The sequence below is a fragment of the Vagococcus bubulae genome (genome assembly GCF_003950315.1).
GTDB classification, from domain to species: Bacteria; Bacillota; Bacilli; order Lactobacillales; family Vagococcaceae; genus Vagococcus; species Vagococcus bubulae.
The window spans coordinates 36,440-53,732 of sequence record NZ_NGJT01000004.1; the positions used below are offsets into that span (position 1 = coordinate 36,440).

Below are 17,293 nucleotides of genomic sequence, written 5' to 3' on the forward strand. Positions count from 1 at the left end.
CGATTTATCACGCACCCTATTACGAAAATACTGTTAACCTTAATGATTGTTTATGCTAGTAATTTCTATTTACAATTAAGTCAAAATACCTGGAATCTGTCTTTAGCATGGAAATTTGCGATGGAGTGGCATGTTGAAAAATTTTTATTAGGAACATTGGTTTTGTTATTATTAGATACTTTTTTAATTAGTTTAAGTGGCTCATTTTTGATAGGAAATATTATTTATGTCATCAGTATCGGCATATTAGGTATTGCTAACAATCAAAAAATGCTTCTTAGGATGGAGCCGATTTATCCAGATGATTTGAAAATGATTTTTGAGTTTACGATGATGAAGGATATTGTAGGGACAACCTATTTTATTTTAGCCTTAATACTAATTGGTTTAGCTTTATTAGGTCTTTTATTTGCCATTTATCGATCAATTCGTCTAACAAAACGTCAACAAATTATTCGCCTATTTTGTTTTTTAATCTCAGTTAGTGGGTTATTTTATGCAAGCTTATTTAATCAACCAAATAATTTACTGCGAAAAGCGTATAATAAAACAGCGCTTTGGATACCTTACAGTCAAAAAATGAATTATTATAATACAGGATTTATGGGTGGCTTTTTATACAACTTAAAAGTTGAAGCAATGGACGAGCCAAAAAATTATTCAAAAGAAGAAATAGATAACATTGTTTCTAAATACAACAAACTAGCAAAAAGTAAAAATGCTACCAAAAAATATCAAGACAAACCCAATGTCGTGTTTGTCATGTCTGAAAGTTTTTCTGACCCAGATAAGTTAGATGGTATTAAACTAAATAAAAGCCCAATTACTGATTTTAGAGAAGTGGCTCGCCAGTCTGTTTATTCTGGTGAAATGCTGTCGCAAAACTATGGTGGTGGGACTGCTAATATTGAATTTGAAGCTTTAACAGGGATTTCGATGGCATTATTGAATCCGCAAATGACAACACCTTATACGATGATGCTTCCAAAGAAAACTGAATTTCCATCTATTGTGTCGAGTTTAGAACAACAAGATTATCAGACAGTTGCTATTCATCCATATAATACATCAATGTATAAACGAAAAGATGTTTACAATGTTTTAGGATTTAATCAGTTTTTAGACGAAAACACAATGACCCATAAAGATAAATTATCTAATAATGGTTATATTTCGGATGAGTCAGCTTTCAATGATGTATTAGATATTATGAAAGACTCTGACAAAGCATCGTTTGTCCATCTTGTGACAATGCAAACACATATGCCATATAATAATAAATACACGAATTCACCTTATACATTGACAACCTCAACATCGAGTACTTCGATTGATAATTATGCGTTGGATATTTCATACACATCAAAAGCATTAAAACAATTTATCGATGAAGTCAATAAATTGGATAGGCAAACAATTGTTGTATTCTGGGGAGACCATTTACCATCAATTTATCCAGATGATATCGTGGAAAAAAATAATCCATTTACAACTCATCTAACAGAATATTTAATTTATGATACCTTGAGTAAAGGCATTCATCATCAAGAAGTGATGAGTCCATTTTATTTTTCAAGTTTAATTACTGATTTTTCATCTGTTGAGCAGACAGGATTTAATGCCATGTTATTGGAGTTGCAAAAAATTCTTCCAGCATTTGAAAAACAAATGTATTATGTTAATGGAAAATGGGAAAAAGAAGTGTCCTTTACCAAAGAGGAAAGAGAATTATATGAAGCGTATCAGCTTATTGTTTATGACTTAGTATCAGGAGAAAATTATTCGAAGAAAATGTTTGAGGTTCAATCCTAGTCATGAATTTTTTTAGAAAATAGTGAATTAATTGTAACTTAAAAATTTTCATGATATAATCAACTAGAATTATTCATAAGGGAGTAACTGGCAGTTCTACATACTGCGGTAATGCCACCAATCGAAATCATTGCGCATTTCTGGTATTATCTTAAATAGTGAGACTTATGTATGTAGTTAAGCATACATAGGTCTTTTTTTATTTGACTTATGTATAGCGACAAATAAAAGGAGGAAAAGAGATGTCAGATCAAAAGAAGAAGCAGTTGAATGACGCTTTTTATGTGGAAGATGAGAAGCAAGTGTTAGAAAAACTGCAAACAACACCCCATGGGTTGAGTACTGCAGAAGCAGAAAAACGTATTCAGGAGTATGGTCATAATCAGTTGGACGAAGGGAAGAAGAAAAGTTTATTTAGTAAATTTTTAGACCAGTTCAAGGATTTTATGATTCTTATTTTATTAGCAGCGGCAGTTCTTTCATTTTTCATGGGGGATCAAGTTGAGGCGATTATGATTATTGTGGTCGTCTTTATCATGGCGATTTTTGGTGTTGTACAAGAAGCAAAAGCAGAAGAAGCGATTGAAGCATTGAAAGATATGTCAACACCTAATGCTAATGTTCGTCGTGACAACACAACAAAAACAGTGAAAAGTACAGATTTAGTTCCTGGTGATATTGTGTTACTTGAAGCAGGTGATGTCATTCCTGCAGATATGCGTTTAATTGAAACAGCTTCGTTGAAAATTGAAGAAGCCGCATTGACTGGGGAGTCTGTTCCAGTTGAGAAAAAAGATGTCATATTAGAAAAAGAAGACGTTGGTATTGGGGATCGTATCAACATGGCTTATATGAACAGTAATGTCACTTATGGCCGTGGAGTCGGTGTTGTGACAGGTACTGGAATGAACACAGAAGTTGGTAAGATTGCTAATATGTTAGCACAAGCTGACGAAACCAACACGCCATTAAAAGAAAACCTAAATAAATTAGGTAAGGTATTATCTATTGCGATTATTTTCATCTGTATTGTGATGTTTGGAGTGGGAATGTTACGTGGTGGACATGACTGGATGGAAATGTTATTAACATCTGTTTCCTTAGCCGTTGCAGCCATTCCAGAAGGATTACCAGCGATTGTAACGATTATTTTAGCCTTAGGAACACAAAAAATGGCTAAACGTAATGCATTGGTTAGAAAATTACCTGCAGTGGAAACGTTAGGTAGTACGGATATTATTTGTTCAGATAAAACAGGTACACTGACATTAAACCAAATGACAGTAGAGGAAGTCTTTACAAATAATGAATCCATTCGTGATTCAAAAGACATTTCTTTAGACAATACAACATTAAAAATTATGACATTTTGTAATGATACAAAAATTTCTGATGATGGAACATTAATAGGTGACCCAACAGAAACAGCTTTAATTAAATATGGTGAAGATCGTGGATTTGATATTGCAAGTCAATTGAAATCTGAGCCTCGTCTAGCTGAAGTCCCATTTGATTCAGATAGAAAATTGATGTCAACATTCCATAAGTTATCAGATGGTCGTTTCTTTGTTGCTGTTAAAGGAGCACCAGATGAATTATTAAAACGTTGTACAAACTATGATGTTAATGGCGAAATCAAACCAATGGATAAGTCAGAAGAAGAGTTGATTTTAAAAACAAATAAACAATTAGCGACACAAGCGTTACGTGTTCTAGCAATGGCTTATAAAATAGTAGATGAGATTCCAAGTGAATTAACTAGTGAAAATGTTGAAAAAGATTTAATTTTCTCTGGTTTAGTTGGAATGATTGACCCTGAACGTAAAGAAGCAGCAGAAGCAGTACGTGTAGCAAAAGAAGCAGGTATTCGTCCAATTATGATTACGGGTGACCATAAAGATACAGCAGAAGCGATTGCAGTACGTCTTGGTATTTTAAAGGAAGGGCAACATGATGCTGTTATTACTGGTGGCGAATTAAATGATATGTCAGATGAACAACTAGCTAATTCAATTGAACAATACTCTGTTTATGCTAGGGTATCTCCAGAACACAAAGTTCGTATTGTTAAAGCATGGCAAAAAGATGGAAAAGTGGTTGCGATGACAGGTGATGGTGTCAATGATGCACCAGCACTTAAAACAGCTGATATTGGTATAGGTATGGGAATTACTGGTACTGAAGTTTCTAAAGGGGCAAGTGATATGGTCCTAGCTGATGATAACTTCTCTACTATTATCGTTGCCGTTGAAGAAGGCCGTAAAGTATTCTCTAATATTCAAAAAACCGTTCAATACTTACTTGCTGCAAATTTAGGGGAAGTATTAACCTTATTTATTGCCACAATGGTTGGTTGGGATACCTTATTACCGGTCCATTTATTATGGATTAACGTAGTAACTGATACATTCCCTGCGATTGCATTAGGGTTAGAACCTGCTGAAAAAGGTATTATGAAACACAAACCTCGTGGACGTGATTCTGATTTCTTCTCAGGTGGTGTCATGAGTAGTATTATCTATCAAGGGATTTTAGAAGCTGGATTAACATTAGGTGTGTATATGTATGCTATTAATAACCCAGTTCATACAAATTATGGTGAAATCCATGCTGATGCATTAACCATGGCTTATGCAACACTAGGGTTAATTCAGTTAATCCATGCGTTTAACGTAAAATCTGTTCATGAATCATTATTCAAAGTGGGACCATTTAGAAATAAAATCTTTAATTATGCGATTTTACTTTCATTTGTCTTACTAGCAGTAACAATTGTTGTACCAGGATTTAATGACCTATTTAAAGTAGCTCATTTAGATGGACATCAATGGTTAGCTGTATTTATTGGATCATTTGCTATTTTACCAATTGTAGAATGTGTGAAATGGGTTCAAAGAAAAACCCTCTATAAATAGGGTGTTAAAACTATCCAATCTCTTTTGGATAGTTTTTTTGTTTTTGTTGACAAACTAAAGGTATATCTATAATATTGAAGTTAATGTGTTGCTTTTTTTAGAAAAAATATCGCAACTTATCCTTTAAATTTTGTTTAAAAAAAGGTAAAATAAACGAGAATGATTGAAAGAGGGGAATTACGTTGAAAAAACCAAATATAGGGCAATATTTACAAGTTATTAATGCCATTGTAACGGAATCTGAAAAAGTGGGAGAAAAAATGAATCCGTCATACGAAATTATTCGTACAGCGATTGATGAGGACAAACTATCCGATTTAACAGTTGAACAACTAACAGAAATTAAGAGTCAATTTACAAGTGGTACAGAAGAGTACAGAGTAATGGAAAACTCATTAACTCATTTAAAAGCACCTGTGAAAGTTTTAGGAATTCATAAAAAATTAGAAAAAGCATTCCAAGAATACGTTGAAGGATGTCAAGAAATGATTGATTCGATTGATGCCGAAAATGCTAAAGTGGATAGTGAAGCCTTTGATGTGTCAGAAGTGAAACAAGACGCTGCAACTGATGGTATCTCTTTCTGTATCCAACGTATTACACAAATTATTATGAATAAATAGTCGAAAAGAGATGAGAAATCATCTCTTTTTTTAAATATCTTTAAATAATAAAAGAAATAGCCTAACAAACAGACAGATTTTTTAATAAATGGTATCCTTATAGTATAAAAAAGGTTTTAGGGGGAGGATACTATGTCAGAAAAAAAATCCTATCCGGGTCTTACAGATGAAGAAGTATTGAATAGAATGGCTAGAGGTGAAGTGAATCAAGCCATACCAAAAACAACTCGGTCATTCAAGCAAATCTTATTTGAAAATAGTTTTACGCTATTTAATTTTATAAATTTAGTGATAGCTGGCTTTATTATTTATACTGGAAGTTATAAAAATTTACTTTTTCTGGGTGTCATTGTATCAAACACCTTGGTTGGTGTGTACCAAGAAATTAAAGCGAAGAATAATATTGATCGATTGAGTTTACTGAGTGAGTCAAAAGTTACAGTGACAAGAAACTATCAAACGTTTGAGATTCCACAAAATGAAGTGGTGAAAGATGATTTGATTACGATTAAACGAGGGCAACAAGTTGTGGTGGACGGAACAATATTAGATACAGAGGGAATGGAATGTGACGAATCGCAATTAACAGGTGAGTCTGATCCTGTCATAAAAACTGTTGGTTCATCAGTTTACTCTGGAAGTTATATTGTAAGTGGCAGTGGATTGATGCAAGCAACGCATGTTGGGAAAGATAGTTACAGCTATAAACTTAGTATGGAAGCTAAACAGACTAAGGGCATTTATAGTGAATTAATCATGTTAATGAATCGTCTAATTCGCTTGCTGACAATGGTTATTATTCCTATCGGAGCCATCTTAATGATTACAAGTTTAACAAGTGGAACACAACTAAATGAAGCGATTTTAGGTAGTACAGCAGCCATTATGGGGATGATTCCAGAAGGGCTTATCTTACTAACAACCGTTGCATTAGCAGTTGGTGTGATTAAATTAAGTCGTAGGCAAGTATTGGTTCAAACGATGGGAGCAATTGAAACGTTAGCTCGAGTAGATGTTCTTTGTTTAGATAAAACCGGCACGTTAACAAGTGGGCAATTAAAAGTTGTTGAGTTTGATACAGTTGATACCACTGATTTAACGGATGAGACGTTTTCTATTTTAGTTGGCTCTATCGTTAAAGGATTGAATGAAGATAATGCAACAGGACTAGCCTTAATGTATTATTTTGACCAAAGTGATGTGACACAATTTAAGCCAGTGAAACAAATTCCTTTCTCCTCTGCAAGAAAGTGGAGTGCCATTACGTTTAAAGATAATGATACCTATTTTATGGGCGCACCGGAGTACTTATTTGATGGTTTTTCTGAAGAACAAACTAAAAAAATGGGATTGGCTTTTGAAAAAGGGTTACGAATTATTGCAGTTGCTAAAAGCTGTGATGTGGAAATAGCTCAAACATTACCAAGACAATTAGAATTATTAGGGTTTATTTATCTTGAAGATGAAATTAGACCAGAAGCACCTCAAACGCTTGAGTATTTTAAACAGGAGAAAGTAGATATATGCATCATATCTGGAGACCATCCTGAAACGGTCACACAGATAGCTAAACGATCTGGCGTATCACATGATGAAGAATCAATTGATATGAGTAAACTATCAGATGATGACATCCCAGAGATTGTTAAAAAACATCGAATATTCGGCCGAGTATCTCCTGAACAAAAGAAAAAATTAGTGATGGCCTTACAAGAACAAGAGCATGTTGTTGGGATGACAGGTGATGGAGTCAATGATATTTTAGCTTTGAAGCAGGCAGATTGCAGTATTGTTATGGCTAACGGAAGTGATGCTGCTAAAGGAATTGCTGATTTTGTTTTACTAGATTCTAATTTCGACTCTATGATAGATGTTGTATTAGAGGGTAGACAGGTCATTAATAATATTCAACGAGTGTCTTCTCTTTACTTAACAAAAACGGTTTATTCTTTGTTTTTAGCTGCGATTTATATTTTTATTAGTTCGCCGTATCCATTTCAACCCATTCAGTTAAGTCCGATTAATGCTCTTACAGTGGGTATTCCCTCTTTCTTTTTAGCTCTTAGACCAAATACACAACCAATCAAAGGAACTTTTTTGAAGAATGTATTTGAACCGCCTTTAGCCAGTGGGTTAACAGTCGTGATTATGACCCTGTTCATTGAAGTGTTCGGCAATCTGCTAGGGTGGTCATATGAGCAAAAATCTACTGTGACTGTTTTATTAACAGGTTTTATAGGATTCATTGTCTTAAGGGAGATAGCTAAACCATTAACTAAAAAGATTATAGGACTTTTAAGTATTTTATTCCTATTATTCTTGTGTATTTTTACATTTTTTGATAAAATTTTTTCATTGGTAAGTATTTATACTATTCAATTGGCTATGGTGTATATACCGTTAATGTTATTATCGATACCAACTTTTTATATTATTCGGAAAATAGTTCATAAATTATTAAAAGAATAAATTAACACAAAATTCATATTTTATTATTAAAAAAGATATACTTTTCATATACTATAGAATTATATTGTAGAGGTCAGTTTATTATGGGAGGGTAAAATGAAAAAAATAGTCGTAAGTAGCATGCTAATCAGTAGTGTTTTTGTTATCTCGGGGTGTTCATCTGGAGTAGGTACTACAGCAAGTGCAGGACAAACTACTAAAAGAACTGGCGAGATTGCTTCATCAACAGTAAGTGAGTCAAGCCAAGAAAGTAGTCCTATTTTTGAAGGCCGATTGACAACAGATCCAGTTGTTGATAATGATACGGTTATTTTGTCGTTTGAATCAGTTGATGTCGTGTGCGACCCAGACTCTATTCATGATGTTCTTGATTCTAATGGTGTTGTTTTAAATGTAGATAAAAAAGTATTTAATAATACTAAAAATAAAGAAAAAATGAAGCATGGTGTATCAGTAGAGTTTACATTAACGAAAACACCAGCGTTGACATTTTCTATCCCACCACAAGTTCCTGGTGATTCGATTGAGTCATTACAGGTATTAGATAAATAGATAAACAGAAAAAGCATTGGGTGATTGTGCCAATGCTTTTTAAAATGTTTCGCTTTGGTTTAACCAAAATGTTACAATAATAAAATGAAATATGTGAAATGAGGGAATAAAGGTGACAGAGTATTTAAATGTTGGAAAAATTGTTAACACGCAAGGAATTAAAGGAGAAGTTCGAGTGATTTCTCAAACTGATTTTCCTGAAAAACGCTATAAAAAAGGGAATATATTATACTTTTTTCAAGATGGAAAAGACATGGTTGAGTTAACGATAAAATCTCACAGAAAACATAAAAACTTTGATATTGTTAGTTTTGAGGGTCATCCGAATATTAATGATGTTGAAAAATATCGTGATGGCATTTTAAAAGTTAAAAAAAATGAAGTTGGTCAATTAGAAGAAAATGCTTTTTACTATCATGAAATTATCGGCTGTGAAGTAGTAGATGAAACGGGAGAGTTGCTTGGTACAATTAAAGAAATTTTATCTCCTGGAGCCAATGATGTGTGGGTAGTTAAATCTAAAGAACATGGAAAAAAAGATATCTTATTACCATATATTGAATCAGTTGTTTTAGATGTGAATGTGGATGAACAAAAAGTAACTGTTGACATTCCAGAAGGGTTGATTGACGATGAGAATTGATGTATTAACTCTTTTTCCAAAAATGTTTGAAGGCCCGCTAACTGAATCTATTTTAGGGAAAGCCATCACTAAAGAGTTGCTTGAGGTTCATGTAAGAAATTTTAGAGAGTTTTCGACAAATAAACACCAACAAGTAGATGATTACCCATATGGTGGGGGAGCTGGAATGTTGTTGAAAGTTCAACCCATCCATGATGCTCTTACATTTATTGAAGAAGATGCACAAACTAAACCACGTGTGATTTTACTTGATCCAGCAGGCAAACGATTTAATCAAGAGATGGCAGAAGAATTTTCAAAAGAAGATCATTTAGTATTTATTTGTGGACATTACGAAGGGTATGATGAAAGAATTCGCTCTTTAGTAACAGATGAAGTGTCATTAGGAGATTATGTGTTAACAGGTGGAGAGCTTGGGGCAATGGTAATGATTGATGCAACGGTGAGATTATTACCAGAAGTTTTAGGAAATGACGAATCTGCTAAGACAGATTCTCATTCAACAGGTCTTTTAGAGCACCCACAATACACACGTCCGGCTAATTATGAAGGAATGGAAGTCCCTCACGTATTAACTAATGGAAATCATAAATTAATTGAGGAATGGCAGTTAAAAGAATCGCTTAGAAGAACCTATTTAAGACGACCTGATATGTTAGAAAGTATTGAGTTAACAAAAGAGATGGAAAGATTACTAGAAGAAGTGAAAAAGGAAGAAAAAAGTATTTAGCCTCTTTACTGAAAAGAGTAATTATGCTATTATAATTTAGTGAGTCAAATGGCTCATCTATCACAACATTCCGCTGTGTAAGATGCATATGAATGTTTAGAATAAGGAGAATGTGGACATGAATCCATTAATAGAAGAAATTACAAAAGAACAATTACGCTCTGATATCCCAGCTTTTAGACCAGGTGACACTGTACGTGTACATGCTAAAGTTGTTGAGGGTACTCGTGAACGTATCCAGTTATTTGAAGGTGTTGTAATCAAACGCCGTGGAGCTGGAATTAGCGAAACTTACACTGTACGTAAAATTTCTAATGGTGTTGGTGTGGAACGTACTTTCCCAATCCATACACCGCGTGTTGCTCAAATCGAAGTAATCCGTTATGGTAAAGTTCGTCGTGCGAAACTTTATTACATCCGTGCATTACATGGTAAAGCAGCAAGAATTAAAGAAATCCGTCGTTAATAAGTCATTATTAACCGATAAAGAACTCTATGAAAATAGGGTTCTTTTTTTATAACTAAATCTAAAAACGCAAGAGTTAAAAAACTACTCTTGCGTTTTTGATTCATTAAGATATTGAATAATACCTCCAATCCCTACACCCATTAATATCCCGAATGAGAATCCTAGTGCAAGATTATCGATTAATAATCCTAATAATAAGCCAAATGATGGTCCTAATGAGATGCCTAATATCATATAATTAATGTCATCGTTGCTAATATCGCGTCTTTTCTTTTGTTTGTCACTCATATTACCACTCCTTTTTAATAAATATACCATAAAAATACTATCGATAACATGATATCTTAGGTCAAATAGTGTTTATTACTTCGTTTTAAATCAAAGTTTTATCATAAATTTCTCGCTAAATTTAGCTAAACTATGATTATGAATGAAATGTAATGGAGGTAATAAAAGTGAATGATATATGTTTATCTAATATAGATGAATTAGTTGTTGATAGAGAATTAAAACCAATTGCTTTAACTGATGACACAATGAATCAACGATTAAAAAAAGTGATGAATCGAATGGAACAGGGAAAATTAGATGCACTAGTTATTTATGGTGATTTAGAACATGGTGGAAATTTTGAGTATTTAACAGGCTTTGTGACGCGTTTTGAAGAAGGTATGCTTGTCTTGCATAAGACTGGTAAAGCTTATTTAATACTTGGTAACGAAAACATAAATAAGGTACCTAAATCTCGTATTAAAGCAATAGGCATTCACATGCCACATTTATCTTTAGCTAATCAACCAATGGAAGATGATCGACCTATCTCAGATTACTTTAGAGAAGCTGGCTTAACAGATTCAATGAGAGTAGGGGTAGTTGGTTGGAAATTATTTACTAGTCACTATTGTGATAATAATAATCTGTTTGATTTACCTAATTTTTTAATACAAGGATTAAAAGAAGTAGTAGGTGAAAAACATCTTTCTAATCAAACAGGATTGTTCATCAGCAGTGATAATGGAGCGAGAGTTAAGAATAATAGTAATGAAATAGCTCACTATGAGTTTTGGGCTCAATTATCCAGTCAAAGTATGTCTAAAGGATTAGAATTATTTGATGTTGGTCTTTCTGAAATGAAAATAGGTGATGTCATGCAAGAAATGGGACAGCCTAGAAGTGTGGTTACGATTGTGGCGACAGGTGAAAGATTTGAAAAAGCAAATATGTATCCGACAGATAAAAAGGTGTCACTTGGAGATCCCGTTTCTATGACAGTGGGATACAAAGGAGGTTTAACATCAAGAGCAGGTTATGCTGTTAAAAATTCAGCTCAGTTACCAAAAGGCCAGGAAGATTATTTAGATAAATTAGCTAAACCGTATTTTAATGCAGTGGCAACGTGGCTTGAAAGTATAAAAATAGGTAAGACAGGTCAAGAAATGTACAAAATGATAGAAGGTATTTTACCAAAAGAAAACTATGGATGGCAATTAAATCCTGGTCACTTATTTGCAGATGAGGAATGGTTATCATCCCCAATCTATCCTAACTCAGAGATTACATTAAAAAGTGGTATGATGTTTCAACTAGATATTATTCCATCAATCTCAGGATATGCTGGCACAAGTTGTGAAAGTGGGATTGCATTAGCCGATGAAAGATTAAGAAAAGAGATAAAAGATAATTATCCTGATTTGCATCATGTTTTTATGCTTCGTAGAAAATTTATTGAAAAGCAGTTAAATATCCACTTACCTGAAGAAGTTTTACCAATGACGGATACGGTAGCTTATTATCGTCCTTTCTTTTTGGCTAAAGACCATGCATTAAAACGAATTAAATAAAAAATCACGTTTTATTCCTATTATGTCTGTATAATAGGAATTTTTTTTCGTTATAGTAAATGGGATACATTGTAGGAAAGAAGGAAATGAAGATGGATTCTCAACCTAATTTTGATGATATTGTACAAGTGTGTTTGTTATATGGAAAGATTTTACAAGAAAGTAATGCGACAAGTGATATGATTAATGCCAATATACATAAGATTATTAATCATTTAAATATAGAAAATAATGAGTTATCAACCTTTAATGCAGAAACGAGCTTTGTTATTATAAATCGACATGATAACACAGTGAAAATGATTCCCGTAGAAAAATCGGGATATAATTTTGAAAAAATACTGAGAGTTGAACGCGTATTGGATGATTTTTTAGCTAATAAAATGGATACTCAGAGTTTTTTAAATGAGTTAAGAGTCATTAATCAAAAAAACTATTCTTTTCCTGAAAAAACACGAATCATTAGCGCAGCACTTGTCTGTGGTGGGATGAATGTCATTATGAATGGCTTAAATTGGAATTTTTTCACAACATTTTTTCTAGGAATCATTGGTTATTGGTCATATTTAAAAATAAAAGAAACAACAAAAATAAATATCTTTTCTATTCTGTCTTATTCAACTATTATTTGTTTTTTTATTGTATGCCTAGTTAAAGTACATGTGGTGAGCGAACCGTATTCTATTTTATTTAGTTGCATTATGCCATTATTACCTGGAACCACGTTTGTCAATGCCATCAGGGCAATGATGGATGGGGATTATTTAACAGGAATGATTCAATCGATGGATGCTTTTAGTACAGCGTTAATGTTGGGATTACCGGTAGCTATCATTTTTTCTAGTGTTTTGTAAGGAGTGGTTTGATGATAATAAAATTATTTTTTAGTTTTATCGCTGGTTGTGCCATAGCGATTCTTTATAATATTGAAAAAAGTTATACCTTACTATGTGGACTCTCAGGTATGCTCACTTGGTTTATATATTATCTATGTACAAAATTGTCTTTTAGTGAAGCGATATCCTCATTAATTGCCTTACTAGCATTAGTCTTTTTTTCAAATATTTTGAGTAAGTGGAAAAATGTTTCCAGTTTAGTATTTAATATGCCTGGAATTATGCCGATTGTGCCTGGAGGTTTATTATTTAAAACCTTTAATAATTTAACGGAAAAACATTATGAAGTCGCGTTACATTACGGATTTCAGGCTTGCTTAGTGGGTGGTGCCATAGCGATTGGTTTTATTATTAATGAAGCGGTATCTAAAATTTTACTGGCAGCTAAAATGAAAATTGAAGAAGAACCATTTATTAATAAAAAAAATAAATCATCTGAAAAGTAAAACGGTATCAAAAGATAGTCACTTGGGACATTAAATGTTAGAATAGATAAGATGAGTATTTAAAGTAAGGAAGTGAAAAAATGGTTCAAATCAAAGATATTGTTAATCAACTACATTTGGATGTCTATTCAGGCGATGAATTTTTAAATCGTACCGTTGCCTCAAGTGAAATTTCACGACCAGGGCTAGAATTGACGGGGTATTTTAACTATTACCCATATGATCGAATCCAAGTGTTAGGTATGAAAGAAATTACGTTTATCGAAAAAATGACAACAGCTGAAAAAACAATGATTTTTAAAAAGTTATGTAATGAAGATACACCTTGTTTTGTGATTGCTAGAGGGTTGTCTGTGCCAGAAGAATTAGTTAAGGCGGCAAACAAACAAGAAATACCAATCATACAATCCACTATTTCTACTTCTCGTTTATCTGGTATGATTTCAAACTTTTTGGAAAGCCAGTTAGCTGAGCGTGTTTCTATTCACGGTGTATTAGTAGAAGTATATGGTTTAGGTGTGTTGATACAAGGTAGCAGTGGCATTGGTAAAAGTGAAACAGGTTTAGAGCTAATCAAAAAAGGTCATCGTTTGATTGCTGATGATCGTGTTGATATTTACCGTCAAGACGAGCGAACTGTTATTGGAGAAGCACCAAAAATTTTGGAGCATTTAATGGAAATTCGTGGTGTTGGGATTATCGACGTGATGAATTTATTTGGTGCAAGTGCGGTTAGAAATCACGCTCATATTTCTCTTGTGGTTAATCTTCAAGATTGGAGTGTTGATAATACCTTTGACAGATTAGGTTCAGGTACCGAGTCAATTGATTTAGCACATGTTCCTGTACCGAAAATTACCATTCCAGTGTCTAATGGTAGAAACGTTGCCACAATTATTGAAGTTGCTGCGATGAACTTTAGAGCAAAAACAATGGGATATGATGCAACGAAAAAATTTGAAAATAATTTAGCACAACTGATTGCTGAAAATTCAGAGAATGACAAGGAGCTTGATAAATGATAGCAGCAATTAATCCGACAGCTTTTCATATTTTTGGTGTAGGGATTCAGTGGTATGCGATTATTATTGTGTCTGGTATAGTGTTAGTGTCATGGCTTGCTACTAGAGAATCTATTCGTGTTGGGCTAAAAGAAAATGATGTTGTGGATATGATGTTATGGGCACTTCCTATTTCGATTATTGGAGCTAGGTTGTATTATGTCATATTTGAATGGGAATACTATGCGCAACATCCAGCTGAAATATTGGCCATAAGAAATGGTGGTTTAGCTATTTATGGTGGGTTGATAGCAGGTGGATTGGTATTGTATTTTTATACACGTCACCATTTTATTAATACGTGGACGTTTTTAGATGTCGCAGCACCAAGTGTCTTATTAGCACAAGCCATTGGTAGATGGGGAAACTTTATGAATCATGAAGCGTTTGGTGAAATAACAACAAAAGCTTTTTTAATGACATTACATTTGCCTAATTTTATTATTGAAAATATGTACATTGATGGCTCGTATAGACAACCAACTTTTTTATATGAAAGTACATGGAATTTGATTGGGTTTATCGTCATTGTGTTATTAAGAAGGAAAAATCAATTTTTCAAACAAGGTGAGATTGCGTTAACCTATGTTTTATGGTACTCATTTGGCCGATTCTTTATTGAAGGGATGAGAACAGATAGCTTGATGTTTTTTGGAGGATTAAGAGTATCTCAAATTCTTTCAGCCGTGTTATTCATAGGCGCACTTGTTTTAATCGTTATTCGACGTAAAAATAAAGAATTACCATACTATAATCGATCATATAGTATTAAATAAGAAGTAAGATGTGTGGCGAAAACGTCTCGCGTCTTACTTCTTTTAGTAACCTATGATAAAATAAGTGTACAATGTTTTTTAAAAGGAGAAATTTAATTCTATGAAACAAAAAATTGCTGTTTTAGGAGCAGGCTCTTGGGGCACTGCTTTAGCGATGGTACTCGTTGAAAATGGTCATGATGTGACGATTTGGGGAAATAAAGAAACTCAAATTAATGAAATAAATCACCATCATACCAATGCTCATTATTTAAAAGAAATTACGTTACCGACTAAATTAGTAGGGACGATTGATTTAAAAGAATGTATCAAAGATGCTGATGCGGTGTTGTTTGTTGTACCAACAAAAGCGATGCGTGAGGTATCGAAAGAATTTAATAAAGTTTGTGAGAATCAACCAATTGTGATTCATGCTAGTAAAGGATTAGAACAAGATAGTCATAAACGTATTACAGAAGTACTAGAAGAAGAAATTGATTCAAGCCATAGACAAGCTATTGTGGTATTATCTGGACCAAGTCATGCAGAAGAAGTGGCAGTCAAAGACGTGACAACCATTACAGCAGCATCAAGTTCAATGCAAGCGGCTGAGTATGTACAACGCCTATTTTCAAATGATTATTTTAGAGTATACACTAATAGTGACGTGATTGGGGTAGAAATGGGTGCGGCTTTAAAAAATATTATTGCACTTGGTTCAGGCGCTTTACATGGATTAGGTTATGGAGATAATGCTCGAGCGGCTATTATGACTCGTGGACTAGCTGAAATTAGTCGTTTAGGCGTTGCGATGGGTGCTAATCCTTTAACATTTATCGGTTTAAGTGGTGTAGGAGATTTAGCCGTAACATGTGCAAGTGAGCATTCACGCAATTTTAGAGCAGGGTATTTACTTGGAAAAGGTAATTCATTAGATGACGTATTAAATAATATGGGAATGATAGTCGAAGGTGTTTATACAACTAAAGCAGCCTATGAATTGGCTCAAGAAAGAAATATTGAAATGCCGATTACAGAAGCGATTTATGATGTTATCTATAATCATACTGATGTCCCAACAACAGTAAAAAATATTATGCTCAGAGAACATAAATCTGAACAGGAATTATAAAAGGAGATTAACAAACATGTCTAAAGTAAAAAAAGCAGTTATTCCAGCTGCAGGATTAGGAACACGTTTTTTACCCGCAACAAAAGCAATGGCTAAAGAAATGTTACCAATCGTTGATAAACCAACAATTCAATTTATTGTTGAAGAAGCACTTGCATCAGGAATTGAAGATATTTTGATTGTTACCGGAAAAGCAAAACGTCCAATCGAAGATCATTTTGATTCTAACTTAGAACTTGAAACAAATTTAAAAGAAAAAGGTAAGTTAGAATTATTAGAATTAGTAGAAGAAACCACTGGATTAAACTTACATTTTATTCGTCAATCTCATCCTCTTGGTTTGGGACATGCAGTGTTACAGGCAAAATCGTTTGTTGGGAATGAGCCATTTGTTGTGATGCTTGGTGATGATATTATGGAAGATAACATTCCATTAACGAAGCAATTAATCAACGATTATGATGAAACACATGCTTCTACTATCGCTGTCATGGAAGTACCAAAAGAAGATGTGTCTAAGTATGGCATTATCAATCCTGGTGGTGAAGTAGCTAAAAACTTGTTTAATGTCAAAAATTTTGTTGAAAAACCACCTGTTGAAAAAGCACCAAGTAACATGGCTATTATTGGTCGTTATCTTCTAACACCTGAAATTTTCCATGTGTTAGAAGAACAAAAACCAGGTGCTGGTGGGGAAATTCAATTAACAGATGCGATTGATACATTAAATAAAACGCAACGTGTGTTTGCCCATAATTTTACAGGAACTCGTTATGACGTTGGAGATAAGTTTGGTTACATGAAAACAAGTATTGAGTATGGGTTAAAACACCCTCAAATTAAGGATGATTTAGCTCAACTTATATTAGATTTAAGTGATGAAATCAAACAAGAAAAAGGCATGACAACTAAGAAAAATGAGACAAAAAAAACTGAGAAGGATTAATTC

16 protein-coding genes are annotated in these 17,293 nt (G+C 33.5%); 15 read left to right on the top strand and 1 reads right to left on the bottom strand.

Translation table 11 applies throughout. The features are described 5' to 3' along the window. The first annotated feature begins 42 nt into the window (after window positions 1-42). From CBF36_RS03285 to rplS, 8 genes are all read left to right on the top strand, one after another. A complete protein-coding gene (locus CBF36_RS03285; protein WP_416340692.1) occupies window positions 43-1,812 on the top strand; it encodes an LTA synthase family protein in 1,770 nt (589 codons plus the stop codon). A 242-nt stretch (window positions 1,813-2,054) separates the two neighbouring features. Continuing rightward, a complete protein-coding gene (locus tag CBF36_RS03290; protein ID WP_125956606.1) occupies window positions 2,055-4,727 on the top strand; it encodes a calcium-translocating P-type ATPase, PMCA-type in 2,673 nt (890 codons plus the stop codon). A 182-nt stretch (window positions 4,728-4,909) separates the two neighbouring features. Then, the gene (locus CBF36_RS03295; protein WP_243637964.1) at window positions 4,910-5,350 is read left to right on the top strand and encodes a hypothetical protein; all 441 of its coding nucleotides are present in this window, start codon (window positions 4,910-4,912) and stop codon (window positions 5,348-5,350) included. A gap of 132 nt (window positions 5,351-5,482) precedes the next feature. Beyond that, complete coding sequence (locus CBF36_RS03300) at window positions 5,483-7,819, top strand: HAD-IC family P-type ATPase (protein ID WP_125956609.1); 2,337 nt, start codon at window positions 5,483-5,485, stop codon at window positions 7,817-7,819. 96 nt (window positions 7,820-7,915) lie between these two features. Then, window positions 7,916-8,371, top strand: a complete 456-nt coding sequence (locus CBF36_RS03305; protein ID WP_125956611.1) for a hypothetical protein — start codon at window positions 7,916-7,918, stop codon at window positions 8,369-8,371. A 112-nt stretch (window positions 8,372-8,483) separates the two neighbouring features. After that, window positions 8,484-9,014, top strand: coding sequence for a ribosome maturation factor RimM (rimM, locus tag CBF36_RS03310; RefSeq protein WP_125956612.1), 531 nt, complete (start codon window positions 8,484-8,486; stop codon window positions 9,012-9,014). Continuing rightward, window positions 9,004-9,744: a tRNA (guanosine(37)-N1)-methyltransferase TrmD gene (gene trmD, locus CBF36_RS03315; protein WP_125956614.1), complete on the top strand. Its 741-nt coding sequence runs from the start codon at window positions 9,004-9,006 to the stop codon at window positions 9,742-9,744. The genes rimM and trmD overlap by 11 nt, the downstream gene beginning before the upstream one ends. A 118-nt stretch (window positions 9,745-9,862) precedes the next feature. Next, window positions 9,863-10,210, top strand: coding sequence for a 50S ribosomal protein L19 (gene rplS / locus CBF36_RS03320; protein ID WP_079347943.1), 348 nt, complete (start codon window positions 9,863-9,865; stop codon window positions 10,208-10,210). An 84-nt stretch (window positions 10,211-10,294) separates the two neighbouring features. Here the strand turns inward: rplS and CBF36_RS03325 are convergent, their stop codons facing one another. Then, window positions 10,295-10,501 (bottom strand): glycine zipper family protein, encoded by a 207-nt coding sequence (locus CBF36_RS03325; RefSeq protein WP_125956616.1) that lies wholly within the window; start codon window positions 10,499-10,501, stop codon window positions 10,295-10,297. Between the two features lie 167 nt (window positions 10,502-10,668). Here CBF36_RS03325 and CBF36_RS03330 point away from each other — a divergent pair, with 167 nt between their 5' ends. The 7 genes from CBF36_RS03330 (at window position 10,669) to galU (ending at window position 17,290) form a co-directional block, all read left to right on the top strand. Beyond that, a complete protein-coding gene (locus CBF36_RS03330; RefSeq protein WP_243637965.1) occupies window positions 10,669-12,054 on the top strand; it encodes a M24 family metallopeptidase in 1,386 nt (461 codons plus the stop codon). An 86-nt stretch (window positions 12,055-12,140) separates the two neighbouring features. After that, the gene (locus CBF36_RS03335; protein ID WP_165865366.1) at window positions 12,141-12,908 is read left to right on the top strand and encodes a threonine/serine exporter family protein; all 768 of its coding nucleotides are present in this window, start codon (window positions 12,141-12,143) and stop codon (window positions 12,906-12,908) included. 11 nt (window positions 12,909-12,919) lie between these two features. After that, window positions 12,920-13,396, top strand: coding sequence for a threonine/serine exporter family protein (locus tag CBF36_RS03340; RefSeq protein WP_125956621.1), 477 nt, complete (start codon window positions 12,920-12,922; stop codon window positions 13,394-13,396). An 80-nt stretch (window positions 13,397-13,476) separates the two neighbouring features. Continuing rightward, complete coding sequence (hprK, locus tag CBF36_RS03345; protein WP_125956623.1) at window positions 13,477-14,418, top strand: HPr(Ser) kinase/phosphatase; 942 nt, start codon at window positions 13,477-13,479, stop codon at window positions 14,416-14,418. After that, window positions 14,415-15,233, top strand: a complete 819-nt coding sequence (gene lgt / locus CBF36_RS03350) for a prolipoprotein diacylglyceryl transferase (protein WP_125956624.1) — start codon at window positions 14,415-14,417, stop codon at window positions 15,231-15,233. The genes hprK and lgt overlap by 4 nt, the downstream gene beginning before the upstream one ends. A gap of 100 nt (window positions 15,234-15,333) precedes the next feature. After that, window positions 15,334-16,344, top strand: coding sequence for an NAD(P)H-dependent glycerol-3-phosphate dehydrogenase (locus tag CBF36_RS03355; RefSeq protein ID WP_125956626.1), 1,011 nt, complete (start codon window positions 15,334-15,336; stop codon window positions 16,342-16,344). A gap of 16 nt (window positions 16,345-16,360) precedes the next feature. Further along, the gene (gene galU, locus CBF36_RS03360) at window positions 16,361-17,290 is read left to right on the top strand and encodes a UTP--glucose-1-phosphate uridylyltransferase GalU (RefSeq protein WP_125956628.1); all 930 of its coding nucleotides are present in this window, start codon (window positions 16,361-16,363) and stop codon (window positions 17,288-17,290) included. Window positions 17,291-17,293: the final 3 nt, after the last annotated feature.

Bases quoted from the DNA above. Each gene is read 5' to 3' on its own strand.
- hprK (WP_125956623.1), top strand. From the start codon at position 13,477: ATGGTTCAAATCAAAGATATTGTTAATCAACTACATTTGGATGTCTAT.
- CBF36_RS03340 (WP_125956621.1), top strand. From the start codon at position 12,920: ATGATAATAAAATTATTTTTTAGTTTTATCGCTGGTTGTGCCATAGCG.
- lgt (WP_125956624.1), top strand. From the start codon at position 14,415: ATGATAGCAGCAATTAATCCGACAGCTTTTCATATTTTTGGTGTAGGG.
- CBF36_RS03285 (WP_416340692.1), top strand. From the start codon at position 43: ATGATTGTTTATGCTAGTAATTTCTATTTACAATTAAGTCAAAATACC.
- trmD (WP_125956614.1), top strand. From the start codon at position 9,004: ATGAGAATTGATGTATTAACTCTTTTTCCAAAAATGTTTGAAGGCCCG.
- rplS (WP_079347943.1), top strand. From the start codon at position 9,863: ATGAATCCATTAATAGAAGAAATTACAAAAGAACAATTACGCTCTGAT.
- CBF36_RS03355 (WP_125956626.1), top strand. From the start codon at position 15,334: ATGAAACAAAAAATTGCTGTTTTAGGAGCAGGCTCTTGGGGCACTGCT.
- CBF36_RS03290 (WP_125956606.1), top strand. From the start codon at position 2,055: ATGTCAGATCAAAAGAAGAAGCAGTTGAATGACGCTTTTTATGTGGAA.
- CBF36_RS03300 (WP_125956609.1), top strand. From the start codon at position 5,483: ATGTCAGAAAAAAAATCCTATCCGGGTCTTACAGATGAAGAAGTATTG.
- galU (WP_125956628.1), top strand. From the start codon at position 16,361: ATGTCTAAAGTAAAAAAAGCAGTTATTCCAGCTGCAGGATTAGGAACA.
- CBF36_RS03325 (WP_125956616.1), bottom strand. From the start codon at position 10,501: ATGAGTGACAAACAAAAGAAAAGACGCGATATTAGCAACGATGACATT.
- CBF36_RS03335 (WP_165865366.1), top strand. From the start codon at position 12,141: ATGAAGATGGATTCTCAACCTAATTTTGATGATATTGTACAAGTGTGT.
- CBF36_RS03305 (WP_125956611.1), top strand. From the start codon at position 7,916: ATGAAAAAAATAGTCGTAAGTAGCATGCTAATCAGTAGTGTTTTTGTT.